Source organism: Arthrobacter sp., from assembly GCF_031179385.1.
GTDB lineage: Bacteria > Actinomycetota > Actinomycetes > Actinomycetales > Micrococcaceae > Arthrobacter_D.
The window spans coordinates 1-23,485 of the sequence record NZ_JAPSHV010000039.1; the positions used below are offsets into that span (position 1 = coordinate 1).

At 64.7% G+C, this 23,485-nt stretch carries 22 protein-coding genes; 10 read left to right on the forward strand and 12 right to left on the reverse strand.

Annotated features, from left to right (window positions below; translation table 11 throughout):
- The 5 genes from RIF85_RS07680 to RIF85_RS07700 all read right to left on the reverse strand — a co-directional run.
- Window positions 1-587, reverse strand: a 587-nt coding sequence (locus RIF85_RS07680; RefSeq protein ID WP_309071319.1) for an ATP-binding cassette domain-containing protein, incomplete at its 3' end; no start/stop codon positions are given.
- On the reverse strand, window positions 580-1,449 hold the full coding sequence (locus RIF85_RS07685; RefSeq protein WP_309071320.1) for an ABC transporter permease: 870 nt from the start codon (window positions 1,447-1,449) through the stop codon (window positions 580-582). The genes RIF85_RS07685 and RIF85_RS07680, both read right to left, overlap by 8 nt.
- A complete protein-coding gene (locus tag RIF85_RS07690; protein WP_309071321.1) occupies window positions 1,442-2,383 on the reverse strand; it encodes an ABC transporter permease in 942 nt (313 codons plus the stop codon). The genes RIF85_RS07685 and RIF85_RS07690 overlap by 8 nt, the downstream gene beginning before the upstream one ends.
- 40 nt (window positions 2,384-2,423) lie before the next feature.
- The gene (locus RIF85_RS07695; protein WP_309071322.1) at window positions 2,424-3,968 is read right to left on the reverse strand and encodes an ABC transporter substrate-binding protein; all 1,545 of its coding nucleotides are present in this window, start codon (window positions 3,966-3,968) and stop codon (window positions 2,424-2,426) included.
- Window positions 3,969-4,113: 145 nt separating this feature from the next.
- Window positions 4,114-5,550, reverse strand: a complete 1,437-nt coding sequence (locus tag RIF85_RS07700; protein WP_309071323.1) for an FAD-dependent oxidoreductase — start codon at window positions 5,548-5,550, stop codon at window positions 4,114-4,116.
- Between the two features lie 174 nt (window positions 5,551-5,724).
- On the opposite strand from RIF85_RS07700, the gene rarD reads away from it, so the two are divergent.
- Entirely contained in the window at window positions 5,725-6,687 is a 963-nt protein-coding gene (rarD, locus tag RIF85_RS07705; RefSeq protein WP_309071324.1) for an EamA family transporter RarD, read from the forward strand.
- Here rarD and RIF85_RS07710 read toward each other — a convergent pair whose 3' ends face one another.
- The gene (locus RIF85_RS07710; protein ID WP_309071325.1) at window positions 6,688-8,229 is read right to left on the reverse strand and encodes an APC family permease; all 1,542 of its coding nucleotides are present in this window, start codon (window positions 8,227-8,229) and stop codon (window positions 6,688-6,690) included.
- 233 nt (window positions 8,230-8,462) lie between these two features.
- Between RIF85_RS07710 and RIF85_RS07715 the strand changes: the two genes are divergently transcribed.
- From RIF85_RS07715 to RIF85_RS07725, 3 genes are read left to right on the forward strand one after another with little or no spacing between them, the layout of a single operon-like run.
- A complete protein-coding gene (locus tag RIF85_RS07715) occupies window positions 8,463-9,107 on the forward strand; it encodes a hypothetical protein (RefSeq protein ID WP_309071326.1) in 645 nt (214 codons plus the stop codon).
- Window positions 9,107-9,712 carry a hypothetical protein gene (locus tag RIF85_RS07720; RefSeq protein ID WP_309071327.1) on the forward strand — a complete coding sequence of 202 codons (606 nt, stop codon included), beginning with the start codon at window positions 9,107-9,109 and terminating at the stop codon, window positions 9,710-9,712. Before RIF85_RS07715 ends, RIF85_RS07720 begins: the two co-directional genes overlap by 1 nt.
- On the forward strand, window positions 9,713-9,949 hold the full coding sequence (locus RIF85_RS07725) for a helix-turn-helix domain-containing protein (RefSeq protein WP_309071328.1): 237 nt from the start codon (window positions 9,713-9,715) through the stop codon (window positions 9,947-9,949). It abuts the gene before it with no gap.
- A gap of 100 nt (window positions 9,950-10,049) precedes the next feature.
- On the opposite strand, the gene gabT is transcribed toward RIF85_RS07725, so the two are convergent.
- Entirely contained in the window at window positions 10,050-11,414 is a 1,365-nt protein-coding gene (gene gabT, locus RIF85_RS07730; RefSeq protein ID WP_309071329.1) for a 4-aminobutyrate--2-oxoglutarate transaminase, read from the reverse strand.
- Window positions 11,415-11,441: 27 nt separating this feature from the next.
- Entirely contained in the window at window positions 11,442-12,872 is a 1,431-nt protein-coding gene (locus RIF85_RS07735; RefSeq protein WP_309071330.1) for a gamma-aminobutyraldehyde dehydrogenase, read from the reverse strand.
- A 148-nt stretch (window positions 12,873-13,020) separates the two neighbouring features.
- On the opposite strand from RIF85_RS07735, the gene RIF85_RS07740 reads away from it, so the two are divergent.
- Window positions 13,021-14,454 (forward strand): PucR family transcriptional regulator ligand-binding domain-containing protein, encoded by a 1,434-nt coding sequence (locus tag RIF85_RS07740; RefSeq protein ID WP_309071331.1) that lies wholly within the window; start codon window positions 13,021-13,023, stop codon window positions 14,452-14,454.
- A gap of 3 nt (window positions 14,455-14,457) precedes the next feature.
- Here the strand turns inward: RIF85_RS07740 and RIF85_RS07745 are convergent, their stop codons facing one another.
- Entirely contained in the window at window positions 14,458-14,808 is a 351-nt protein-coding gene (locus tag RIF85_RS07745; RefSeq protein ID WP_309071332.1) for a TraR/DksA C4-type zinc finger protein, read from the reverse strand.
- Between the two features lie 95 nt (window positions 14,809-14,903).
- Between RIF85_RS07745 and RIF85_RS07750 the strand changes: the two genes are divergently transcribed.
- The gene (locus RIF85_RS07750) at window positions 14,904-15,536 is read left to right on the forward strand and encodes a putative glycolipid-binding domain-containing protein (protein WP_309071333.1); all 633 of its coding nucleotides are present in this window, start codon (window positions 14,904-14,906) and stop codon (window positions 15,534-15,536) included.
- Between the two features lie 55 nt (window positions 15,537-15,591).
- Here RIF85_RS07750 and RIF85_RS07755 read toward each other — a convergent pair whose 3' ends face one another.
- A complete protein-coding gene (locus tag RIF85_RS07755) occupies window positions 15,592-17,295 on the reverse strand; it encodes a PAS domain-containing sensor histidine kinase (protein ID WP_309071334.1) in 1,704 nt (567 codons plus the stop codon).
- Between the two features lie 153 nt (window positions 17,296-17,448).
- Here RIF85_RS07755 and RIF85_RS07760 point away from each other — a divergent pair, with 153 nt between their 5' ends.
- Genes RIF85_RS07760 through RIF85_RS07775 form a run of 4 tightly spaced genes read left to right on the forward strand, consistent with a single transcriptional unit; the run spans window position 17,449 to window position 21,259 of the window.
- Entirely contained in the window at window positions 17,449-18,570 is a 1,122-nt protein-coding gene (locus RIF85_RS07760; RefSeq protein ID WP_309071335.1) for a SpoIIE family protein phosphatase, read from the forward strand.
- A complete protein-coding gene (locus tag RIF85_RS07765) occupies window positions 18,567-20,519 on the forward strand; it encodes a glycosyltransferase family 2 protein (protein ID WP_309071336.1) in 1,953 nt (650 codons plus the stop codon). Before RIF85_RS07760 ends, RIF85_RS07765 begins: the two co-directional genes overlap by 4 nt.
- Complete coding sequence (locus RIF85_RS07770) at window positions 20,503-20,835, forward strand: STAS domain-containing protein (RefSeq protein ID WP_309071337.1); 333 nt, start codon at window positions 20,503-20,505, stop codon at window positions 20,833-20,835. Before RIF85_RS07765 ends, RIF85_RS07770 begins: the two co-directional genes overlap by 17 nt.
- The gene (locus RIF85_RS07775; protein WP_309071338.1) at window positions 20,828-21,259 is read left to right on the forward strand and encodes an ATP-binding protein; all 432 of its coding nucleotides are present in this window, start codon (window positions 20,828-20,830) and stop codon (window positions 21,257-21,259) included. Before RIF85_RS07770 ends, RIF85_RS07775 begins: the two co-directional genes overlap by 8 nt.
- Window positions 21,260-21,299: 40 nt before the next feature.
- On the opposite strand, the gene RIF85_RS07780 is transcribed toward RIF85_RS07775, so the two are convergent.
- Window positions 21,300-22,757, reverse strand: a complete 1,458-nt coding sequence (locus RIF85_RS07780; RefSeq protein ID WP_309071339.1) for an FAD-dependent oxidoreductase — start codon at window positions 22,755-22,757, stop codon at window positions 21,300-21,302.
- 51 nt (window positions 22,758-22,808) lie between these two features.
- Window positions 22,809-23,485 (reverse strand): uroporphyrinogen-III C-methyltransferase (cobA, locus tag RIF85_RS07785; RefSeq protein ID WP_309071340.1); only part of this gene is annotated, 677 nt, incomplete at its 5' end.

Here is a 23,485-nt window from a genome sequence, read left to right on the forward strand (position 1 = left end):
TCCGGCTGGCCGGCCATGGCAAGCGCGAGCATGGCCCGCTGTGCCATCCCGCCGGAGAGCTGATGCGGGTACGAGCGCGCACAACGGGTCGGATCCTCGAACCCGGCGTCGGAAAGCAGCCTCAGTGTCTGCGCTTTGGCAGCTCGTCCGCGCAGTCCGCGGTGCAGTTTCAGCGGCTCAGCGAGGTGGCGTCCGATCGTCATCCTCGGATTCAACATGCGCTTCGGCTGCTGATACAGCATGCCCAGCCGGCCGCCGCGAATACGGTTGAGCTCCTTGTCTTCACAGCTCAGGAGTTCTGTCCCGCCGAGCCGGATAGAGCCGGACGCAACACGGATCCCGGGCGGAAGCAATCCCAGCACCGACAGCGCAGTCATGGTTTTACCGCTTCCGGAGGCCCCCACCAAGGCCACCATCTCACCCGGCTCGACGGAGAGCCCGACGCCGGAAAGCAGCAGCGGAGGAACCCCGGCTTCTGCGGACGGCAGCAGCGGAGGAACCCCGCCTTCTCCGGACGGCAGCCGAGCAGCCGGCCCGGTGCTGGACCCGGCGAGGCTGAGACCCTCGATGGACAGACCCTCACCCATGGCCGGCAGCCGCCGTCGGAACTGATGCGGCGAGCAGCAATGTGCTGCCCGACATACGTGCCAGATGCTGGCCGAGAAGCGTCACGCAGAGCGCGACGACGAAGATGACCAGGCCCGGGGCGAGCATGGTCATGGGCGACCTTACTGCGTAGGGTTGGGCGGCGGCGAGCATCGACCCCCAATCCGACTGCGGAGGTTGCACCCCCAGGCCCAGGTAGGAGAGGGCGCCGACACTGATGAGGAACTGGCCGAAGCGGAGGGTGGCCTGCCCGAGCAGAGGTCCAGCAAGATGGGGCAGGATATGCCGCAGCACTATGAACCAGGGCGGGCACCCCAGCACCCTGGCTGCGTCCATGAACCCGCGCGCCGAGACGTCGTAGGCCAGTGCCCTGGCCAGCCTGGCGAAGGGTGTCCAGCCGGTCACGGTCAGGGCAAGCAGCAGTGATGGGTACCCCGCGCCAAGCGCCGCAACCAGGAACAGTGCAATCACCATTTCCGGCATCGCCAGCAGAACGTCACTGGTACGGGTGAAAAACTCGTCGAGCCATCCGCGCCGGCGTGCACTAAGCACACCGATTGCTGTGCCGATTGCCGCGGTAAGTACGGTGGCAAGGGCTGCGATGGTCAGTGAGAAGCGGCCGCCGTCGAGCAGTCGGCTCAGGGTGTCACGGCCCAGGTGGTCCGTGCCCAGCCAGTGTGAAGCACCAGGCGGAGCAAGCCGGGATACGAGATCCTGCTCGGCCGGCGGATAGGGCGCAATCCAGGCGCCGAGGGCGACTGACAGTACGATGAGCGCGAGCACGGCGGTCGCGATGCGAAGGTGCACCGGCAGACGGCCCACTGCCCGGGTGAGCTTACGCATGGCGCATCCTGACCTGTGGGTTGAGGAGTCCGTGCACAAGGTCGGCCGCAGTGGTCAGCACCACCGCAAGCCCGACGACGAGGACGACCGCGCCCTGCGCCAGCGGAATGTCGCTGTTCAGCACGCCGTCAAAAAGCAGGCGCCCCATGCCCGGAATGGCGAAGATCACCTCAATGATGACCGATCCTCCCAGAAGACCTGCGAACCAGACGGCAACCAGCGTCGTCAGCGGGAGCAGTCCGTTGGGAATGACGTGCTTCCGCACGGTGTCGAAGCGGCTGAGCCCCCTGGCCCGTGCGGCCACCACGTGGTCTGCTGCCAGGGCCTCAAGCATCCCGTCGCGTACCGCAGACGTGAAATGGCTTGTGGGGCGCAAGGCGAGGACCGCGACCGGCAGCACAGCCGACGTCGGGCCCTCCCACCCTGCCGACGGCAGCACGGAGAGCTGGATCGCGAAGACCAGGACGAGCATCGGCGCCAGCCAGTATTCGGGCATGGCGATGAAGGCCTGGTTGAGCGCGGTGATGGCCTTGTCCGCCGCACGGCCCTCTGTGAGGGCCGCCGTAACGCCGAGGACCACGGACACCATGGCGGCCGCGGCAAGAGTCATGACCACGAGGCTGAGAGTGATCCAGAGGGCGGGCAGTACCTGCTCCACCACGGGGGTGCGGCTCGTGTAGGACAAGCCCATATCTCCGCGAATTAGCTGACCCAGCCAGCGCAGATACTGGGTCCAGAGCGGGTCCTGAAGCCCCAGTTGAAGGGACAGGGATTCGACGGCGGATCCGTCCACCATGTCGCCGGACACCCTGGAGCGGATGATCTTCCGCACTGGATCGCCGGGCGTGACATAAGGGATTAGAAAGACCGCGAAAGACGCCAGGAGAACGGCCGCCACCAGGGCAGCCGTTCTCCTGGCGAGGAACAGCATCATGAGCGGCCCTGATCTTCGGGCCTACGCGGGAGGGCCATGGTCAGGACGCAGACTTGGCCGTCTCCGCACGGAGCACGTACCGGGACAGCGGATCCTGCACGTGGGCCTGCAGATCGGTGCGCACGGCGTCGATAGCCTGCTCATTGACGAGCCAGATGTTCACGGCCTCGTCCTGGAGGATCTGCCCGGCTTCGGCGTAGAGCGTGTAACGCTCGGCGGCGTCGGCCGTGGTGGCGGCTTGCGCCACCAACTTGTCGTACTCCGGGTTGCAGAAGTGGCTCAGGTTGTAGCTGCCTTCACACGTGTAGTCAGCGGTGAGGAACCCGATGGGATCGGCGATGTCGATCAGGCGGTTGCGCTGGCTCAGGACCATGTCATAGTTGCCGGACAGCAGGTCCGGTTCCACAGCGGCGTACTCCTTGGTCGTGATCTTCACGGGAACACCGACCGTCTTCAGGTTCTCCTGGATGACGGTGGCCACATCGGCGAACTCTGCGCGCTCCACGATGGCGACGATCTCGAGCGGACGGTCGGCGCTGTAGCCGGCGGAGGAGAGTAGCTCCTTGGCGGCACCAACGTCCTGCTGCGGCACCGCTGCGCCTTCTATAGCCCAAGGCTCCGACGGGGCGAAGGGACCGGTTGCCGGGATTGCGGCGCCTTCATAAACGCTCGCGGCCAGTGCTTCCAGGTCCAGGGCTGAGCGGACGGCTTTACGGAAGTCGACGTCGTCGAACGGCGCCCTGCCGTTGTTCATGTACAGCGTGGCGGTTCTCGGCGAATCGGCCTTCAGGACACTCACGTTCGGGTCGGCTTCAAGGGCCGCCAGGCCGGAGACTGGGATGGAGAGGGAGACGTCCGCTTCACCGGTCTGAATCTGGGCGGTGCGTGTGGCGCCGTCGGTGATGAACCGGATCTCGGCGCCGGCGAGCTGCACCTCACCGCCCCAATAGTCCTCGTTGCGGTCAACCGTTAACGACTGTTTGGGTTTTTCGGACACGGGCTCGAACGGCCCTGTGCAGTGGCCGAACGGGTCTACCGTTTCACCCTCGAAGGCCGCAGGCGACAGGATCCCGGTGTTGACGCTGGCCAGACGGTAAGGAACCAGCGGACTCTCGGTAGGGGTGGTGATACGAACCGTGGACTCGTCTACCGCAGTGACTTCGCTGACCACGGTGGTGCTGAAGGCGCGGGCTGGAACTTCGGCGTCGAGCACGTTCTGCAGTGAACCGACCACAGCGGCAGCATCGAGCACAGTGCCGTCCTGGAACGTGACGCCCTCGCGAATGGTGAAGTCCCACTCAAGCGGTGAAACCTGTGTCCATTCGGTTGCGAGGGACGGAACGATCTTCCCCTGCTCCTCGTCATATCGGGTCAGTGTCTCCAGACACCCGGACAGGGAGAGGATGTAGGCAGCGTCGCTCTCGAGCGCCCAGTCGGCGACGGGCGCGCGGAAGTTATTGACCACGATCCGCTGGTCCGGGTCAGCAGCCTCGCCCGCGCTGCCCGACGTGCCGCTGAAGGTGCAGCCGGAGATGGACAGCAGGGCAACAAGCCCCAGGGAAACGGACGCGAGTGAAGTGCGCAACGGGAAACCACCTAGCTAAAGCGTCTGCTGATATCTCAGCTGCAGACACGGGAGAAACGGCCGGAGGGCCAAGGCAAGTGTAGGCAAACCTAACTTGCCGCCCAAAAAACACTTCATCAGGCCGTCATCAAACCGGCCTCGCAGCTTACTCCCCGCGGGAGATAGCGATCATGTCCTCGCGCGGAACAAGCTTCACTCGTTCGCGAACCAGCTCAGGGAGGCTGGCGTCGTCGTGCATATAGTTGGCACCCAACTTCATCTCGTGGGCATCCAGCCGAAGCCAGCCTTCCCAGGTGGTGTACCGGACGCCGCGCTCCTCAAGGAGGTTGATGATGGCGTCCTCGGATGGGTGCTCGGCGGGCGGGAGGTTCAGGCGGTCCTCGAGGAGAAAGCCGATGGTTTCGAGCGCGTCGCCCTTGGTGTGGCCGATCAGCCCGACCGGTCCGCGCTTGATCCAGCCCGTGCAGTAGATCCCCGGAACCGGGTTGCCCGACTCGTCAATGACGCGGCCGCCCTCGTTGGGGATGACGCCGTTCTGCTCGTCGTAACCGACCTCCGGCAGCTCAGATCCGAAATAGCCGATCGCGCGATACACGGCCTGGACCGTGTAGTCGAGGTACTCCCCGGTCCCCTCGACTCCGCCGGTGCCGTTGAGGCGGGTGCGCTCGAAGCGGATGTTCGCCACCTTCCCCGGAGTTTCAGGGGAATCGGTGATTTCGACCGGGCTGTGCAGGAAGTGCAGGTGCAGGCGGCGCGAGGCTGTGAACTCGGAGGGGTCCTCCGGCTGTTCGACGAGCCAGTTGGTCAGCGTCTTGACCATGGTCTTGGTCTGGTTGTTGCTGGCGATCTGCTGCTCGGATGCTTCGTCAAAGTCGAAGTCCTCCGGGTAAAGCACGATGTCGACGTCACGGGAGTGCGAAAGCTCGCGCAGCTCGAGCGGCGTGAACTTCACCTGCGCCGGGCCGCGGCGGCCGAAGACGTGCACGTCCGTCACCGGAGACCGCTTCAGTGCGGCGTAGACGTTGGCCGGAATCTCGGTCACCAGGAGGTCGTCGGCGTGCTTGGACAGGACGCGGGCGATGTCCAGCGCCACGTTGCCGTTACCGATGACGGCGATCTCCTTGGCGTCCAGCGGCCAGTCGCGGTCGACATCGGGGTGTCCGTCATACCAGGAGACGAAGTCCGCCCCGCCGAAGGATCCCTCGAGCTCCACGCCGGGGATGTTCAGATCGGCGTCCTTCACGGCACCCGTCGCGAAAATGACGGCGTCATAGAAGGTCCGGAAGTCTGACAATGTGAGGTCGCGGCCGTAGTTCACGTTGCCGAGGAAGCGGATGTCGCCGCGGTCCAGCACCTTGTGCAGTGCAGTGACAATGCCCTTGATGCGCGGATGATCCGGGGCCACGCCGTAGCGGATCAGGCCATACGGTGCCGGGTACTGGTCGAAGAGATCGATGGAGAGTTCGAAGTCTCCGCCCTTGACCTCCTGCGACTTGGTCAGGATGTCTGCGGCATAAACACCGGCCGGGCCTGCGCCGATGATGGCGACCCGAAGCGGACGGGCCGACGTCGTGCTGGACACTGATGCCTTCTTCCTGGTGGAGTACCTGGGAGCTTCCCCGGAGGGATGGGAACGCGCGCATTAGCGCACAGTTTCCTATTCTAAATCCCCGATTCGACCCGCGTCGAAACCAGTGGCGAGGCTCACCCGGAAGGCGGGTGGAATAGGAACAGCACGTCGACGGTTGGCACGCATGTGACCCGCACCCACAAGACACCGCGCCCCGCCCGCAGCGATAACGCCACGGGCATCCTGTTCGGCATCGGCGCCTACGGCTTGTGGGGCATGCTCCCCCTGTATTTCCTGATCCTGCTGCCGGCCACCGCCGTCGAGATCGTGGCGAACCGGGTGCTCTGGTCGCTGATCTTCTGTGCCCTGCTGCTCACAGTGCTGCGCTCCTGGAAGACGTTCCGCGTCGCCGTCTCCGACCGGCGGGTGCTCGGGACCCTGACGGTTGCCGCGCTGTTGATCGCCGTGAACTGGTTCGTCTACACCTACGGCGTCACCAACGGACATGCCATCGAAGCCTCGCTGGGCTACTTCATCAACCCCATCGTTTCGGTACTTCTCGGCGTCTTCGTGCTTCGCGAGAAGCTCCGCCCGCTCCAGTGGGCGGCCGTGGGGATGGGCGTTGTCGCCGTCGTCGTTCTGGCGGTTGGATACGGCAGCGTGCCGTTCATCGCCCTGACGCTTGCGTTCTCGTTCGGGCTCTACGGGTTCGTGAAGAAACGGGTCGGGCCGAGTGTCGACGCCGTTTCGAGCCTGAGCATCGAGACAGCGGTCCTAACGCCGATTGCCGCGGGGGTCATGATCTGGCTGACGGTTTCCGGCGGAGCGACGCTGACCACAGAGGGCCCGGGCCACTTCTGGATCATGGCCGCGTCCGGCATCATCACGGCCGTCCCGTTGATCTTCTTTGGCGCAGCAGCCCGGCGGCTGCCACTCACGACCATCGGAATGCTCCAGTACCTGGCACCGGTGTTGCAATTTATCCTCGCCCTCACCGTCTTCGGGGAGGAGATGCCGCTGGAGCGGTGGATCGGATTCGGCCTGGTATGGCTGGGCCTCGCGCTCCTTACCGTGGACATGGTCCGTACGGTCCGGAAGAACGCGAGGCCTCACCACCGCGAGCAGCTTGGGCAGCCCGCGGGCGTTTAGTTACTCGGCGACCTCCAGCGCGGGGGTGTCCTTGCGCAGCGTCTCGCCACGGAAGAACCCGGGGCGGGAGCGGCGGACGAACATCATGACGACCACGCCCAGTGCGATGATCCCGACGCCGATGACGAACACCAGGCCGACGCCGAAGATCTCCGAGCCGCTGCCGAATGCCGGATCCCAGCTGTCGACGGCGGTCTGCAGGAAGACAATCACCAGACCGATGCCGCCGAGCAGTGGGGCAAGGAAACGGAAGACGAAGTTACGCGCCGAGCTGAAGGCCGTCCGGCGGAAGTACCAGACGCAGGCGAGCGCGGTGAGTCCGTAGTAGAAGCAGATCATCAGGCCGAGCGCCATGATGGTGTCGTTCAGGACGTTGTCGCTGATGACGCGCATCAGGGAGTAGAAGCCCGCGGAGATGACGCCGGCAACCACAGTGGCGAAGACGGGCGAACGGAACTTCGGGTGAACCGTTGCGAACTTGTCCGGCAGTGCCTTGTAGTAGCCCATGGCGAGCAGGCTGCGTGCCGGTGACAGGAACGTCGACTGCAGGGACGCCGCGCAGCTGGACAGCACGGCAAGAGACAGCAGGATTGCGAACGGGCCCATGACCGGGGCTGCAAGCGCCGCGAAGACGTTCTCCGAGATGTCCGCATTGTTGAGGCCGAGGCCCTCCGTTCCGACTCCGGAGAACATCACCGTTGCAATTGCGCCGAGCAGGTAGATCCCCAGTACGACGACGGCGGTGCCCGCAGCTGCCAGGCCTGCGGTGCGCTTTCCGTCGCGGGATTCCTCGCTCACCGTGAGGCAGACGTCCCAGCCCCAGAAGGCGAAGATCGACAGTGAGAGGCCCAGCGCGAAGGCGGAGAAGCTCTCGATCGCGAAGGGGTTGAACCAATCCCAGCTGAATGAAATGGAGTCAGCTGCAGCACCCTGCTGAATGCGGCTGAAAGCGGCAACCACAAACCAGGCAAGAACAGCTACCTGGAGTCCGACGAGGGCGTACTGCACAGCCTTGGTGGTCTTCACGCCGCGGCAGGATACCCAGACCGCGGCACCCACGAAGACGAGGCAGGTCAGGATGTTCAGCCACCGAATGCTCGTCAGGTCCGCAATCGCATCCTGCCCGGTGAGCTGTGCAAGGAAGAGATAGAAGAAGTCGACGGCGACACCGGCCAGATTCGAAAGCACGATGATGTTAGCCGCGAGCAGCCCCCATCCGCCGATCCAGCCGATATACGGCCCGAAGGCCTTGGTCACCCAGGTGAAGGTGGTGCCGCTGTCCGGGGTGTCAGCGTTCAATTCCCGATACCCGAGGGCTACCAGGAACATCGGGATGAAGCCGACGATGAAGATTGCCGGCAGATGGACACCGATGCTCTGCACCGTGGGTCCAAGCGTGCTGGTCAGGACATAGGCGGGGGCAATGGTGGAAATACCGATGACGATGACGGCCAGAAGGCCGAGCTGCCCCGTCTTCAGTCCTTTGCCGGAGTAGGTGGGAGTGCTATTTGGATCGCCGGTGCGCACTTGCATAGTGCTCATGGGTTCCTTACCTCTTTGTTAGGAAAATATTTTGAGGACCGCCGTGTGGGGAAGCGGGTTTGCCACTGTCACCGGGATCACAAAACGAATTGCGTTCGTTTAGTATGCCGGTTTGAGCACTTGGACGCAATAGGACCTAGGGCGCCGACAACTCGGTTCCGCCAGTCCTTATCGACTTTCGTTAACTTAACGACTATCGTTATTAGCGATAACCGTTAACAACCGGAGGTCTCATGAACGCCGCGATACTGTCCGCCACTCCGCCCCGCGGAGCTCTTCGAGCCATGGAGAAAGGCGGCCTCATCACCGTGATGGTGCTGCTGGGCCTGGGGGTGACACTCCTCGCCGTCGTCATGGTCGTCGCCGTAGTTCTGGCCGCGAATGGAATGACATTCCTGTCACTGCCCTCCAGCACGTCGCCGGAAGGGCCCAATCTGCTCGGCAGCAACGTCACCGATGCCACCTTTGATTCCTTCTCGATGACGGTGCACGGCGTGAGCATCTCCGCGATGACACCGTGGATCTTCACCCTCATTCTGGGTTGCCTCGTTCTCGCCGCCACACTGGTGTTCTTTCTGGTGCTCGCCCTGCGGCTCTACCGGGGGCGTCCGTTCGGCCGGCTCATTACAGCCGGTCTCGCAACCATCGCCGTCGTGAACATCGCAGGTGCCTTCGTTTTTCCCGCGCTCTTCTCCGTCGCCTCGAGGTCAATCCTCCTGGACCTCGGGATTCCGCTCGACGGTGCGCCCTTCAAGGTCGGTTACCTCTTCACCGAGGCGGATATGGCGTCGCTCGTGGTCGGAGTGATCTGCGCGCTCTTCGCCGGTGCTTTCCACATCGGGACCCGGTTGCAGCGGGAGACGGAAGGGCTGGTGTGATGGGACACCGGCTTCAGCGTGCTGACCGGGGCGCGGCCCTGGGAGTCGCAGCGATCCTCGCGATCTCGGCAGTCACCCTTTCCGTCGCCGCGGCGCTCACCGTCGTAGCGCCCGGTCCCCTGACTCTCGATGTTCCGCTGGCGAACCTGCAGGCGCCGGCGCTAGGAGAAGGCGTTTCCGGCATCGACGGCGCTACTTACTCCGCAGCTGAGATCACGTTGAGTGACGTGACTGGCCAGGAGCGCTGGCTGCTCGGTTCGGCCTCGGCGCTGGGTTTTCTGGCGGCCATCATCGCAATCGGCACTGCCGCCTGGCTTGGTTGGCGGATCTTCCGGCGCACGCCGTTCACACGGCGCCTGCCCGGTCTGATCGCCGTGTCGGGAATCGCAATCATCGTGAGCGGCACACTGGGTTCGTTGCTGCAGGCCTTCGGAGTGCACGCGGTACTTGAGAGGATCGATGTACTCCCGCCGCGTCAGGACGGAAGCTTCTTCCTGATGGAGCTCGATCTCGCGCCGCTCGCCGTCGGACTTTGCGCGGCGCTGGTGGCCGGAGCATTCGAGGCCGGCTACCGCCTCAAACGCGACACCGACGGGCTGGTCTAGATGGGAATCAGGGAGTCGGAGGACACCGGAATTCATTGCCGCCTGGATGAATTGCTTGCCGCTCGTGGAATGACCCTGACCGAGCTCGGAAAACGGGTGGACATGAGCATTGTCAACCTGTCCATCCTCAAGAATGACCGGGCTCGGGCCATCCGCTTCTCGACCCTCCGAGCCATCTGCGAGGTTCTTGAGTGCGAGGTCGGTGACCTGCTCGAGATCGACCGCACAGGCGCCTGAGCGAACAGACGACAGCGGCCGGCCGGTACAGCCCGGATTGGGCTGCCCAGCCGACCGCCGTCGTCGTCGTCGCCGTCGTCGTCGTGCAGGAGCTTACGTGTTACTTGACCGCGCGGATCGCCGCTTCCAGGACGTCGAGGCCGTCGTTGAGGAGCTCCTCACCGATGACCAACGGAGGCAGCAGACGAATGACGTTGCCGTACGTGCCGCAGGTGAGGATGATGACGCCTTCCTGCAGGCACGCCGCTGCAATGGCCTTCGTCGCTGCGGCGTTTGGCTCCTTCGTGCCGGGCATCACGAACTCGACGGCGAGCATTGCACCGCGGCCGCGTACCTCACCGATGATCCCTGTCTCCTCCTGGAGTGCGCGCAGCCGGGGCACCACAATCTCCTCGATCCGCCGCGCACGCGCCGAAAGATCGAACTCGGTCATCGTGTCGATGGCGGCGAGCGCTGCAGCGCAAGCAACAGGGTTGCCGCCGTAGGTTCCGCCGAGACCGCCCGGGTGGACGGCGTCGAGCAGGTCGGCACGGCCGGTGACCGCCGAGAGCGGCATACCGCCGGCAATGCCCTTGGCCATGGTGATGAGGTCCGGGACCACACCGTCATGGTTCACCGCGAACCACTCGCCGGTGCGGCAGAAGCCCGACTGAACCTCGTCGGCGATGAAGACGACCCCCTTCTCCTTGGCCCACGCGGCAAGGGTGGGCAGGAAGCCTTCGGCGGGAACAATGAAGCCGCCCTCTCCCTGCACAGGCTCGATGATGATGGCGGCGAGCGACTCGGCGCCGATCTGCTTCTCCATCACGGAGATCGCCCGCTTGGCCGCTTCCTCGCCCGTGATCGACGGGTTCTCCTCGCGGAACGGGTAGCTCATCGGAAGCCGGTAGACCTCCGAGGCGAACGGACCGAAGTTGCCGTCGGGACCGCCCTTGTACGGCAGGGACTTGGCGGTCAACGCCATGGTCAGGTTGGTGCGGCCGTGATAGGCGTGGTCGAAGGCGGCAACGGCCGGCCGGCCGGTTGCCAGGCGGGCGATCTTGATGGCGTTCTCGACCGCCTCCGCTCCGGAGTTGAACAGCACGGTGCGCTTTTCAAAGTCACCCGGCGTCAGCTCGGCGAGCTTCTCGGCGACGGCGATGTATCCCTCGTAGGGGGTCACCATGAAACAGGTGTGTGTGAAGTGCTCCACCTGCTCCTTCACGGCGCCGACGACGGCGGGATCGGACGCGCCGACGCTCGTCACCGCGATGCCGGATCCGAAGTCGATGAAGGAGTTGCCGTCGACGTCGTGCACAACGCCGCCGTCCGCGTCAGCTACGTAGACGGGAACGCCGGAGGAGACGCCCTTGGCGACGACGGCGGCGCGGCGCGCGTTCAGCGCGGTGGATTTGGGGCCGGGGAAGTCACCGATGATGCGGCGCTTCTGTTCGAGCCGGAATTCCTGGAGTGCCTGGGTGGTCATGGGTAGGTCCTTTCTGGGCGGGCGCTGTTACGCGTCCAGCGCGCTCATGACGTGCTTGATGCGGGTGTAGTCCTCGACGCCGTACATCGAGAGATCCTTGCCGTAACCGGAACTCTTGAAACCGCCGTGCGGCATCTCGGCGGTGAGGAGGATGTGGGTATTGATCCAGACCGCACCGAAGTCCAGATCACGGGAGACGCGCATGGCCGTACCGTGGTCGGTGGTCCAGACGCTGGAGGCGAGGGCGTAATCGACGTCGTTCGCCATGTCGACTGCCTCGTCCTCGGTGGTGAACTTCTGCACGGTGATGATCGGGCCGAAGGTTTCTTTCTGCACGATATCGTCAGTCTGCTGAGCGCCGGTGACGATGGTCGCTTCGAAGAAGTAGCCCCTGTCGCCCGAACGCTTTCCGCCGGTGGCCACGGAGCAGTGCGAGGGCAGAGCGTCCATGACGGCACTGACGGCGTTGAAGTGGTTGATGTTGTTCAGCGGACCGAAGTAGTTCTTCGTGTCGTCCGCATCGCCTGTCGTGAGGGTTTTGGTGTGTTCCACCATGGCTGACACGAGGTCATCGTGTACCGAGTCCTGCACCAGTACCCGGGTGATCGCGGTGCAGTCCTGGCCCGCGTTGAAGAAGGCGAACTCAGCGATGGCTGCGGCGGTCTTCTTCACCTCCGCGTCGGCGAAAACGATGGCGGGAGCCTTGCCTCCCAGTTCGAGGTGCGCCCGCTTCAGGTTCTTTGCTGCGCCTGTGGCGACAGCGATGCCCGCACGTACCGAGCCGGTGATCGACACCATGGCGGGGGTCTTGTGCTCAACCATGGCCGCTCCGGTCTCACCTGTGCCGAGCACAACGTTGAGGACGCCGTCGGGCAGGATTCCCTGGGTGAGCCGTGCGAGGACGAGTGTGGACTCCGGCGTGGTGTCACTCGGCTTCAGCACGATGGTGTTTCCCGCTGCGAGCGCCGGGCCGATCTTCCAGATAGCCATCAGGAATGGATAGTTCCAGGGTGCGACCTGTGCGACGACGCCCACGGGTTCGCGGCGTACGTACGATGTGTGGCCCTCGAAGTACTCGCCTGCGGACTTGCCCTCGAGCAGGCGTGCGGCGCCGGCGAAGAACCGCATCTGGTCGGCCCCGGCGGCGACCTCCTCGGAGGCGATCATTTCGCGCACCTGGCCGGTGTTGCGGTGCTGGGCTTCGACGAGCTCCTCGCTGTTGGCCTCGATGGCGTCTGCGAGCTTCAGCAGCATGAGTTGGCGCTGGCCGGGAGTCACCCGCTTCCAGGATGAGAAGGCCGTCTTGGCCGCGCTCATCGCGGCGTCGATGTCTGCCTGCACGGAGACCGGCGACTGTGCCACTACTTCCCCGTTGGTGGGGTTGACGATGTCGAGCATCTCGCTGCCGCTCGGCGTGACGAACTTCCCGTTGATGAAGTTCTGCAGTGTGGTGACCACGGCGTTTTTCCTTTCGCTTTGGGACATGCTTGCCCAAATTCATTGCCGACCCTACGTGGTGCACACCACGCAGCCTAGGTGTAGACGCACAGCGCAATCGGCGCATCGTCATGCATCCGCACAAGACCGCAGCCCTATGATTGATGTCATGGCGATCACACTCCCGGCGCTCCTTGCCACGCCCGCGCTGAAGCTCCAGAGGGTGGGTACCAGTGAGGCCACAGATGTACCGGTGCAATGGGTTGCGGTCACGGAACTTGAAGATCCGAAGCCGTTCCTCAGCGGCGGCGAGGTGGTGCTCACCACCGGCCTGAGACAGAAGTCCGCTACCTCCCAGCGCAATTTCGTGCGGCATGTACACGCGTCCGGCGCACTCGCTATCGGCTTCGCCACCGGCCTCAGCCACGAAAGGGTCCCTGCCGCCTTCCTCGACCAGGCAGACGAACTGGGCCTGCCGGTATTCCGTGTCCCCTATGAAACCCCGTTCATCGCCATCGGCAAGATCGTCGCCGACTCCCTGTCTGCCGAGCATTACGCCCGTCTCGAGAACCTGCTGAAGGGCCATCAGACTCTGGCCAACGCGCTTCTGGGCGGCGGCGGACTGCCGCAACTTCTGCGTGAGTTGGCCGCCATGCTGGCCACCGACGTCGAGCTTTCCCAGTATGGGACTCAGCTGGCCGAGACCGGCAGCAGATCTTCATCCTCCTCACCGGGGGATGAGGGCCGCGCCTGGCACCGCATTCCCGTGGCAACAGGGCTCAAGGACCGGTGCACCCTGGCCATCGCCGAGCCGTACCGGCGCGACGCGATTACGGATTACGCCCAGACCCTGATCAGCGTTGAGCTGAGCAACCAGGCGAGGCGCCGGGGCTCCGAGCGTGCCGTGGTCGGGCAGTTGCTGCAGGATGTGGTGCGCGGCACCCTCGCCGGGGGTGAGGCAGCGGCGCGCCTGGGAAGTGCCGGCATCGACATTGCGCGCAAGCAGTGTGTCGTGCTGGCGGACGTAGCCACCGGCCAGCGACGGGCCCTCCGGACGCTCCCCCTGCCGGGGAAGTACGACGACGTCGTCACCGCCGTCCTCGAAGACCGGCTGGTGATCGTGGTGCCGGCAAGCGACGGTGAGAGCCTGAGCCGTGCGTTGAGTACCTACCTGCACGGGGCGGGCTTCACCGCGCGGGTGGGTTTCGGCGGTGGCTATGCGCAGGCGAGCGGGCTGCGCTGGAGCTACTTCGAAGCGCGCGAGTCCCTCACCCGGGGCCAGCAGGTGAACCGGCCCGATCGGCTCAGCCTCACCTCACTCCTCATGGCCAGCGAGGACGTTCCGCTGGCGGACCTCGCAGCGGAGGCACTGGATCCTTTGGTGGCGTTCGACGAGCGGCACGGCGCCGAGCTGATGCTCACACTCGAGAAGTACCTCGCGCACAACGGGTCGGTGGCTGCAGTGGCGGACGTCCTGCAGCTGCACCGCAACACCGTGCGGTATCGGCTGCAGCAGATCGTGGACCTGACCGGCTACGACCCCGCCGTCACGGCCGACCGGGTGCACCTGTATCTCGCGATGAACGTTCGCGGACTTCGTTAGCGGTCAGCGTGAACCGGCGTGGGTTATACAGAACCTCGTCCAGGGCCGAGCCTCCAGCCGGCCTTCGGCGATCTCTGCCCCGCACGCTTCGCACCTGCCGTAGCGTCCCTCGTCCAATCTTGTCAGGGCCGCTTCCAGTTCACTGATACGCGCGTCAGTGTCCCGCAGGAGCGTACCGGACTGCGACAGTTCAAACGCGATGGTGGAACCCTCCGGATCATGTTCGTCATCCACGTTTGAGTCGCGGCGCAGGTCGCTGGTGGAATCGATGTCCGATGCCAGGGCGGCGCGCGACTTTCGGGAGTCAGCCAGTTCCTGCTGAAGCAAGGGGCGCATCCGCTCTTCCATGCTCATGTCCCCTCCGCCCATCAGTGATGCTCGGATCCTACTCCTGCAATATCCGGCCGCGGCTCTGGCGCGGCGGCCCCGCGGCTTCATAAGGTGAACGAATGGGAAATCAACTGCATACAAGTCTCCTGCACACCTGGCAGGGCATCGACGATCCTGGCCGCCTGGATTCCGCCACCATCAACCTCGAGCCCGGACGGTTAAGCGCACACGGCACATCCCGCACCGACTCGTATGCCCTGAGCTGGGCGTTGACCACAGTCGACGGCTGGGTAACCCGCCGCCTGACCGTCACGGCGCACGGTCATGGTTGGAGCCGCCACCTGGAGCTGGAACGCCACGACGATGGAGCATGGACCAGCACCAGCTCCAGTTCCGGTGAATGTGACCTCCCCGCACCCGGCATCGAAGACGCGGCGCTGCTGGCAGGTGCCCTCGACTGCGACCTCGGCCTCTGCCCGGTCACCAACACCATGCCCATCCTCCGGCTGAACCTCCACTCCGAGGAATTGGCTCCGGCGGACGAAACCTCAATGGTCATGGCGTGGGTGGAGGTCCCGAGTCTTCGGGTGATGCGCAGCGGGCAGATGTACAGCCAGTTGCGGGCCGCAACAGGAGACCACAACGGCGTGGTGCTCTTCAGCTCCGACAATCACGGCTTCACTGCGGAACTGCAGGTCGACCAGGAGGGGATCGTGCTGGAATACCCGGGGTTGGCTACGCGTATCCGCTGAGATTCAGTAACTTTCCTCATCATGGTCGGTCTCTGCGTCTTCTGTGCCGGGAATCCTACTGACTGGCCTCGCTGACCGACCTGCTCATGCCGGGCTCCTGGCCCTGGGGATTGTCCGGCAGTTCGAAGGTGAACGTGGTGCCCCGGCCCAGTTCGCTGCGGCAGTGGATCTGGCCGCCGTGTTCCTCCACGATCGAGCGGACAATGGCCAGACCGAGCCCGACGCCGGGAATCGCCGCCTGCCGCACAGCTGAAGTGCGGAAAAACTTGGAGAAGACTTCCGCGCTGTCTTCCGGGCTCATTCCCATGCCCTGGTCCTCCACTTCACAGATCACCGAACCGGGCATCTTCTGTGCACGAACCGTCACGGTGCCGCCTGCCGGTGAATACTTCACGGCATTGGACAGCAGGTTATCCAGCACCTGGCCGATGCGGGCCGGGTCGCAGCGGGCGATGGTGCCGGCAGGAATCTCGTTCACTATGGTTACCCCTGCTTCCTTGCCGCGGGAGGCGATGGCCGCAACCGATTCCGCCGCGATACCGCCGAGATCGGAAAGGACGGGGGCGACTTCCGGAGGACCCGAAGCCGCGGTGAGCAGATCATCGACCAGCCGGCGGAGGCGCGAGACATTCCGGGCGATGACGTTGAGGCTCGCCTCCGTCTCCGGCGGGAGGTCGTCGTCGTCGAGCAGGAGTTCCAGATAGCCCACAATCACGGTGAGCGGAGTGCGCAGCTCATGGGACACCATGGCGACGAACTCCTCCTTGGCGTTGAGCGCATTCACCAGCTCGGTCACGTCATTGAAGGCGACGACGGCGCCCTCTCGCTTGCCGCTTTCATCCAGCATCATGCGGGCAGAGGCCGAGAGCACGCGCTGGTCTTCGCCGGTGCCGACCCGGATGAGGTAGTCGGAGAAGGTCTGACCAGCAACAGCGCGGTACGCCGGACGCAGCTCCGGGGGCATGGGGGTAACGCCGTCGGGACTGAACAGCAGGAGGTCCTTTTCCGGTGCGTCGTCCACGCCCTCCGGCAGCCCTGCCCGGTGGATCTCGTGCTGCCTGCGGTTGAAAAGAATGTCATGGCCGTCAGCGTCAATGGCGAGAAGTCCGACGTCGACCGTGTTCACCGTGGCGTTGAGCAGCCGCTCACGCTGGGCGCTTCGCTGGAGGAGCTGCTGCAGCGCGTGGTCCTTCTCCTCCATGGCGCGCTGCTGGTCCATCATGCTTGCCGTCATGACGCGGATCGTCACAGCGATGCCGAAAATGATGGTGGGCAACAGGGCGGACTGCGTGAGGTCGGACGGTCGGATATCGGTCCGGGTGATGAAAAGCGGCACCCAGATCATCGCGAAGGGACCGAGGAGACTTACGGCCAGCGCCAGTCGGGGGTGGAGGCCGGAGGCGGTCAGCCACAGCACCGGAAACACGGCCATCAAACCGACCCCAAGAATTTCGACGTCGGCACCGTACCGAAGCAGGCCGATGGGTATGAAATCCAAAACCGGGATGATGAGGAACAGTCCGTACGGCAGCTTGTCCCACGGCGTAAGTGCACAAGCCAACAGAAGGGCGACGCTGAGCGCTATCCCCCACTGGAATGCGGCAGTTTCCCAGACGACCGGGTGGAAGAACACGCTCCCAACGGCCAGCAGCGCCGTCGTGATGGACAACGGCGCCTGGCTGAGGAGCACCCTCGAGCGCATCGACATCTCGTGGAACTGCCGTGTGTTGAACGTCAGATAGGACAGGACATTGTCCATGGTGACTGGTGCTCCTAACGTCCGGTGCAGTTCCGACACTGCCCACTCTATAGAGGGTGCGGTCGGTACGGGATGGGCCGGAACAACCCGCGCTGACGCGGAGGTGACAACGCGTTTCGCCACAAGACTCCCAGTTGTGGGTTAAATGGACCCATGACCGTCTCAGCTCCCGAACGCCGCGCCCTTGTGATCGAAGATGATGCGGACATTCGAATGCTTCTGGTGGGAGTCCTGAAACGCGAGGGTTTCCTGGTGGAAGAGGCCGCGACGGTTCGGGAAGGTGTGGAAGCCGCCCGCCGCGGTGTCGACATCATCACCCTGGACCTCAACCTGCCCGACGGCAACGGACTGGATGCCTGTGCACAAATCCGCCCGATCTCCGACGCCTACATCCTCATGATCACCGCGCGCGGCACCGAGATAGACCGGTTGGCGGGCCTGGATTCCGGTGCGGACGACTACATCACCAAGCCCTTCAGCCCGCGTGAACTCGTCGCGCGCATCAATTCACTCTTCCGGCGCCAGAACCGGCAGCTCGCCGCAACTGAGGCTGCCAGCGCGGCCGACGAGAATGAACGCCGCCGTGCTGCCCAGGTGCAGCAGAGCCTGCTGCCCCGGCAGGGCCTTCAGCTACAGGAATACGACGTCGCGGGGAAGTTCCGGCCATCGCGTGCGGTCGGCGGGGACTTCTTCGACTGGTACCCCGCCGCCGACGGCATGCACTTCACCGTCGCGGACGCCATGGGCAAGGGTATGGGCGCAGCCCTCGTCGCGGCAACGGTTCGCGCCGTGCTTCGCTCAACGGCCGAGGAACCCGACCTCGCGCAGGCCTTCGCCTCCGCTGCAGCCTCCCTCGAAGGCGATCTCGAACGGGCGTCCTCCTTCGTTACCCTGCTGCACGGCCGTCTCTCGACGGCCGACGGCGGCGTGGACCTGATCGACGCCGGCCACGGGCTCGCGCTCCACATCAGCCCGGACGGGTCATGGCGTCGTCTGGCTTCCGGTGGTGTGCCCTTGGGCACGGTCCCCGGTTGGGAGTGGGAGGTGGTGCGGCTCACATTGGCTCCAGGTGACTCCCTCGCAATCATCAGCGACGGGCTGCTGGACATCTACAACACGCTTGAGGAGTTCGCGGTGGCCGCCGCCGGCACCGTTGCCGGCGCAGACTCGGCGCGCGATGCCTGCGAGAAACTGCTGGTCCTGGGTGAAGACCCGCGGGTGGAGGATGACGTGACCGCGGTGGTCGTACGACGGAATGGCGGCGAAGCAGCATGAGTGTCTTCTGGGTGCGACTGCTGGTCGTTCTCACCGTCATCCTCGGTGTGAACTACATCGCCTGGCGGTGGCTCGAATCGCTCAATTGGGACGCCTGGTGGATTGCTGTTCCACTGGTGGCGGCTGAAACCTACAGCCTGATCGATGTCGCGCTCTTCGGGCTGACGGTCTGGCGGCTGAAGCGACGCACCCCTCCTGAACCGCCGGTCGGCGCCACGGTTGACGTCTTCATCACCACCTACAACGAACCCATCGACATGGTGCTCAAGACAGCCGAGGCGGCGAAACGAATCACTTACCCTCACGAGACCTGGATTCTCGACGACGGTTCCCGTCCGGAACTGCAGGAGGGAGCCGAGAAGCTTGGCGTCGGGTACATCACGCGTGGACCGGAGTGGGCGAACCGCCCGCGCCACGCCAAAGCTGGAAACCTGAATAACGCCCTGATGATGACCTCCGGCGAGTTCATGCTCATCCTCGATACGGACCAGGTGCCGGATCCGCGCATCCTCGACCGAACCCTCGGATACTTCAACAACCGCCGGGTCAGCCTTGTCCAGACACCCCAGTACTTCGTGAACGTTCCCGAAGACGATCCGCTCGGAAGTCAGGCACCGCTCTTCTACGGTCCGATCCAGCAAGGCAAGGACGGCTGGAACGCCGCCTTCTTCTGCGGATCCAATGCCATCCTGCGTCGTGAAGCACTCATGCAACTCGGGCTCGCCGGGTATGTGGAGGAAGTTGAACGCGCCGTCACCGCAGCCCTCAAGTCCGCACGGGCCGCAGTGCGTCGGGCACGCAAATCCGCTGAAGCCGCCAATCCGCTGGTCACCCGCCTGCTGGACGATGTCGACAGGGCAGTTGACGCAGCCCGCGCCGAGCAGGCGGCCGGGGCGCCGCTCGCAGAAGTCACCTATCGTGTTCGCCGGTCGGTGGACAACGCCGTGCAGCAGATGGTCGCTGCGGACATGTCAGCCATGGAGGCAGACCTGGCCGAAATTGCGGCAATGGACCTGGGCAGTGAGCCCGGCGTCGCGGTTCCTGACAATCTGGATATTGCCGTCCAGCAGCTCTCGGACCGCGCCTGGTCACCGCTCGGCGCATTGGAGTCGGTGCAGGCGGTGCTCGACGCGATCTCGGTGGACCGCGATGACGAGGCACAGCCCGTCATGCCGCTGGCGACCATCTCGGTCACCGAGGATATGGCCACGTCGATGCGCATGCACGCGATGGGCTGGCAGAGCGTCTACCACCACGAGATCCTCGCCTACGGCCTGGCACCCGAAGACCTGAAGACCATGCTCACGCAGCGGCTGCGCTGGGCGCAGGGCACCATCCAGGTACTCCTGCGCGAGAATCCGCTGGCCAAGAAGGGAATGAGCCTCGTCCAGCGGCTCATGTACTTCGCGACCATGTGGAGCTATCTCAGCGGGTTCGCGGCTGTCGTGTACTTCGCCGCACCGATCATCTACCTGACGCTCGGCATCCTTCCAGTGACCAGCATCAGCTTCGACTTCTTCATCCGCTTCCTACCGTTCATGATCGTCAATCAGCTGCTGTTCGCGGTGGTGGGCCGGGGCGTCAGCACGTGGCGCGGCCAGCAGTACAGCCTCGCGCTCTTCCCCACCTGGATCAAGGCCTGCACGACGGCGGCCCGTAACGTCTGGTTCGGCCGTCCGCTAGGCTTCGCTGTCACGCCGAAGGCACGTCAGGACGGCGGCCCCAGCTGGAGCCTGATCCGTCCGCAGCTGATTGTCATGGTTCTGCTCGCCGTGGCCGCGATAGTGGGCACCATCCGGCTGGCCACCGGCCTGAATGAACCGCTCGGTACGTTCGTGAACGTGGTCTGGGTTGTCTTCGACCTGATCGTGCTGAGCGTGCTGATCAAGGCTGTGAAATACGAGGGTTACGTTACCGAGGAAAGGAACGCCGATGCAGTTCGCGATTGAGGACCGGGGAACATACACCGAGGTGGTGGCCACGGGCCGGCTCAACATGGTCTCCGCGCCCACCCTGCGCGCAACCGTCGATGAGGCGGTAGGCGCCGGCAGCCGGCACATTGTGGTGAACCTTGCCGCAACCGAGTTCATGGATTCATCCGGCCTCGGCGCCCTGATTGGGTGTCTGAAGGTGGCCCGCCAGGCCGGAGGCGACTTGCGCATTGCGTGCGTGCAGAAGCAGGTGCAGATGGTCCTTGAGCTGACGAATATGAATCGCGTGCTCGCGCCTTACGGCACCGTAGAAGAGGCATTCGCGCGTGACTGACCGTGAGTTGCAGCGCCGGTTCGAGGCTGATGCAAAGCCCGAGTCGGTCAACGATCTGCATGACGAACTTGATCGTTTCTGGAGCGCCCTGGACGATGTGCCGTTCGAGGACCAGATGGCGTTCACCACCGCCGTCATCGAGGCCGCCTCAAATGTCGTGGAACATGGAGTTCCCCTGGACCGGGACGGAGTGCGCCTCGGCGTCGAACTGAACGCAACTTCCAGCCGGCTACAGGCACGGATCCTCGAGATCAATGCCGCAGCCCATCCGGATCCCCTGACACCGGCAACGGGAGACCCGGCGGACCTGGAATCAGGACGCGGACTGTTCCTCATCAACGCTCTGGTGACCACGGTGACCGTGGAACGGCAGGGGAACACGAACATCTGGGTACTTTCGAAAGAATCGGTGCCCCGGCAGTAGGCCGGAGCACCGATCCTTGCCGGCTGACTACGGGTGACGACTAGGCGTCGGCCGGCGTGTCGACCAGCACGGTTCGAGAGACGGAGACCATGTCCTCGCGCGGCACTACCTTGATGCGTTCGCGGACCACTCCGTCGATTTCCGTCGCGGCGTCGCCGAGCGCCCGCTCGTGGGCATCCAGCGCAAGCCAGCCTTCCCAGGTGGTGAACTGCACCCCGCGGGAGGCCAGAAGTTCGACGACGGCGGCGTCGTCGGGCGTTCCTGCCGCCGGGAGGTTCTCGAGGTCTTCGAGCAGGTACGTGATGGTTTCGAGGGCGTCGCCCTTGGTGTGGCCGATAAGTCCCACCGGTCCACGCTTGATCCAGCCCGTCGCGTACAGCCCCGGCACATGGGCGCCGGAGGCATCCACGATGCGCCCGCCGTCGTTCGGGATGACGCCGCGGCTGTGGTCGAACTCCACCTCCGGCAGGGCGGACCCGAAGTAGCCCACCGCGCGGTAGACGGCCTGTACCGGGTAGTCGATGTACTCCCCCGTGCCCACGGCGTTGCCCGTGCCGTCGAGTGCGGTGCGCTCGAACTTGATGCCGGCAACCTTGCCGTCCTCGCCGAGAACCTCCACGGGGTTGTGGAGGAAGTGCAGGTGGAGACGGCGGGAGGCAGTGAACTCGGAGGGGTCCTCCGGCTGCTCCGCGATCCAGTTGGTGAGTGTTCCGACCATGGTCTTGGTCTGGTTGTTGGTCTGGATTTGCCGGTCGGACTCCTCGTCGAATTCGAAGTCCTCGGGGTAGAGCACAATGTCGACGTCCCGGGAGTGTGAGAGCTCGCGCAATTCCAGCGGTGTGAACTTCACCTGTGCCGGGCCGCGGCGCCCGAACACGTGAACATCCGTCACCGGAGAATTCTTCAGTCCCTGATAGACGTTGTCCGGGATCTCGGTGACGAGGAGGTCCTCGGCGTGCTTGGAGAGCACGCGCGCCACGTCGAGCGCCACGTTGCCGTTCCCGATGACGGCGATCTCCTTGGCCTCGAGCGGCCATTCACGCGGTACGTCGGGGTGCCCGTCGTACCAGGAGACAAAGTCCGCCCCGCCGAAGGAGCCCTCAAGCTCGATGCCTGGAATGTTGAGGTCGGCGTCCTTGATCGCGCCGGTGGCGAAGATAACGGCGTCGTAGTGGGTGCGGAGGTCCTCCATGGTGAGGTCCGTGCCGTACTCAACGTTGCCGAAGAAGCGGATGTCGCCGCGGTCCAGGACCTTGTGCAGCGCATTGACGATGCCCTTGATGCGCGGGTGGTCAGGCGCAACCCCGTAACGGATGAGCCCGTACGGCGCCGGGTAGCGGTCATAGAGGTCAATGCTGACGGTGAGTTCACCGGACGCGACCGGTGCGGATTTGGTCAGGATGTCGGCCGCGTAGACACCGGCCGGACCGGAGCCGACGACGGCGACGCGCAGCGGGCGCTGGGGGGCGCCGTGGGAGAAAAGTGGTGGTTGCGACACGGCTGTGTTCCTTTGCTGTGGTGGTGGTTCTAGCAGTTCGAAAGCGCTGAATCAGCGGGAGGGTGGGGCTTGCCAGTGAGGTGAGAGCGCAACGACGTCGCCCACCACGATCACGGCGGGAGACTTCACTCCCCGGTCCCGGGCGAGGTCGGCGATGGCTGCGAGGGTGCCCGTGGTGACGCGCTGGGTGTCCATCCAGCCGTCCTCGATGATGGCCACGGGTGTGGACGCCGCCCGCCCGCCGGCGATGAGCGAGGCTGCGGAGGACTGCAGGAGTGACACCCCCATCAGGAGGATCAGGGTGTGATCGCTGCCGGCCGGGATGAGGCCGGTCTGCTGGCGGATGTCCTCATGCCCGGTGATGACGCTGAATCCCTTCGCCACTCCCCGGTGTGTCACGGGGATGCCTGCGGCGGCGGGTACTGAGATAGCCGACGTAACCCCGGGAATTACCTCGACGGGCACCCCGTGGTCCCGGCAGTAGGCTTCCTCTTCGCCACCGCGTCCGAGGACGTAGGGGTCTCCGCCCTTGAGCCGGACCACCCGGTTGCCGAGCAGCGCCTGCTCCACCAGGATCCGGTTGATCTCATCCTGCGGCACCGGGTGGTGTCCGGGAAGCTTACCCACCTCGATGACCTGCACCTCGGCGGCGAGGCCTGCCAGTAGGGAGCGCGGGCCGAGCCTGTCAGCCACGACGACGTCGGCCTGGGCCAGGAGGCGGCGACCGC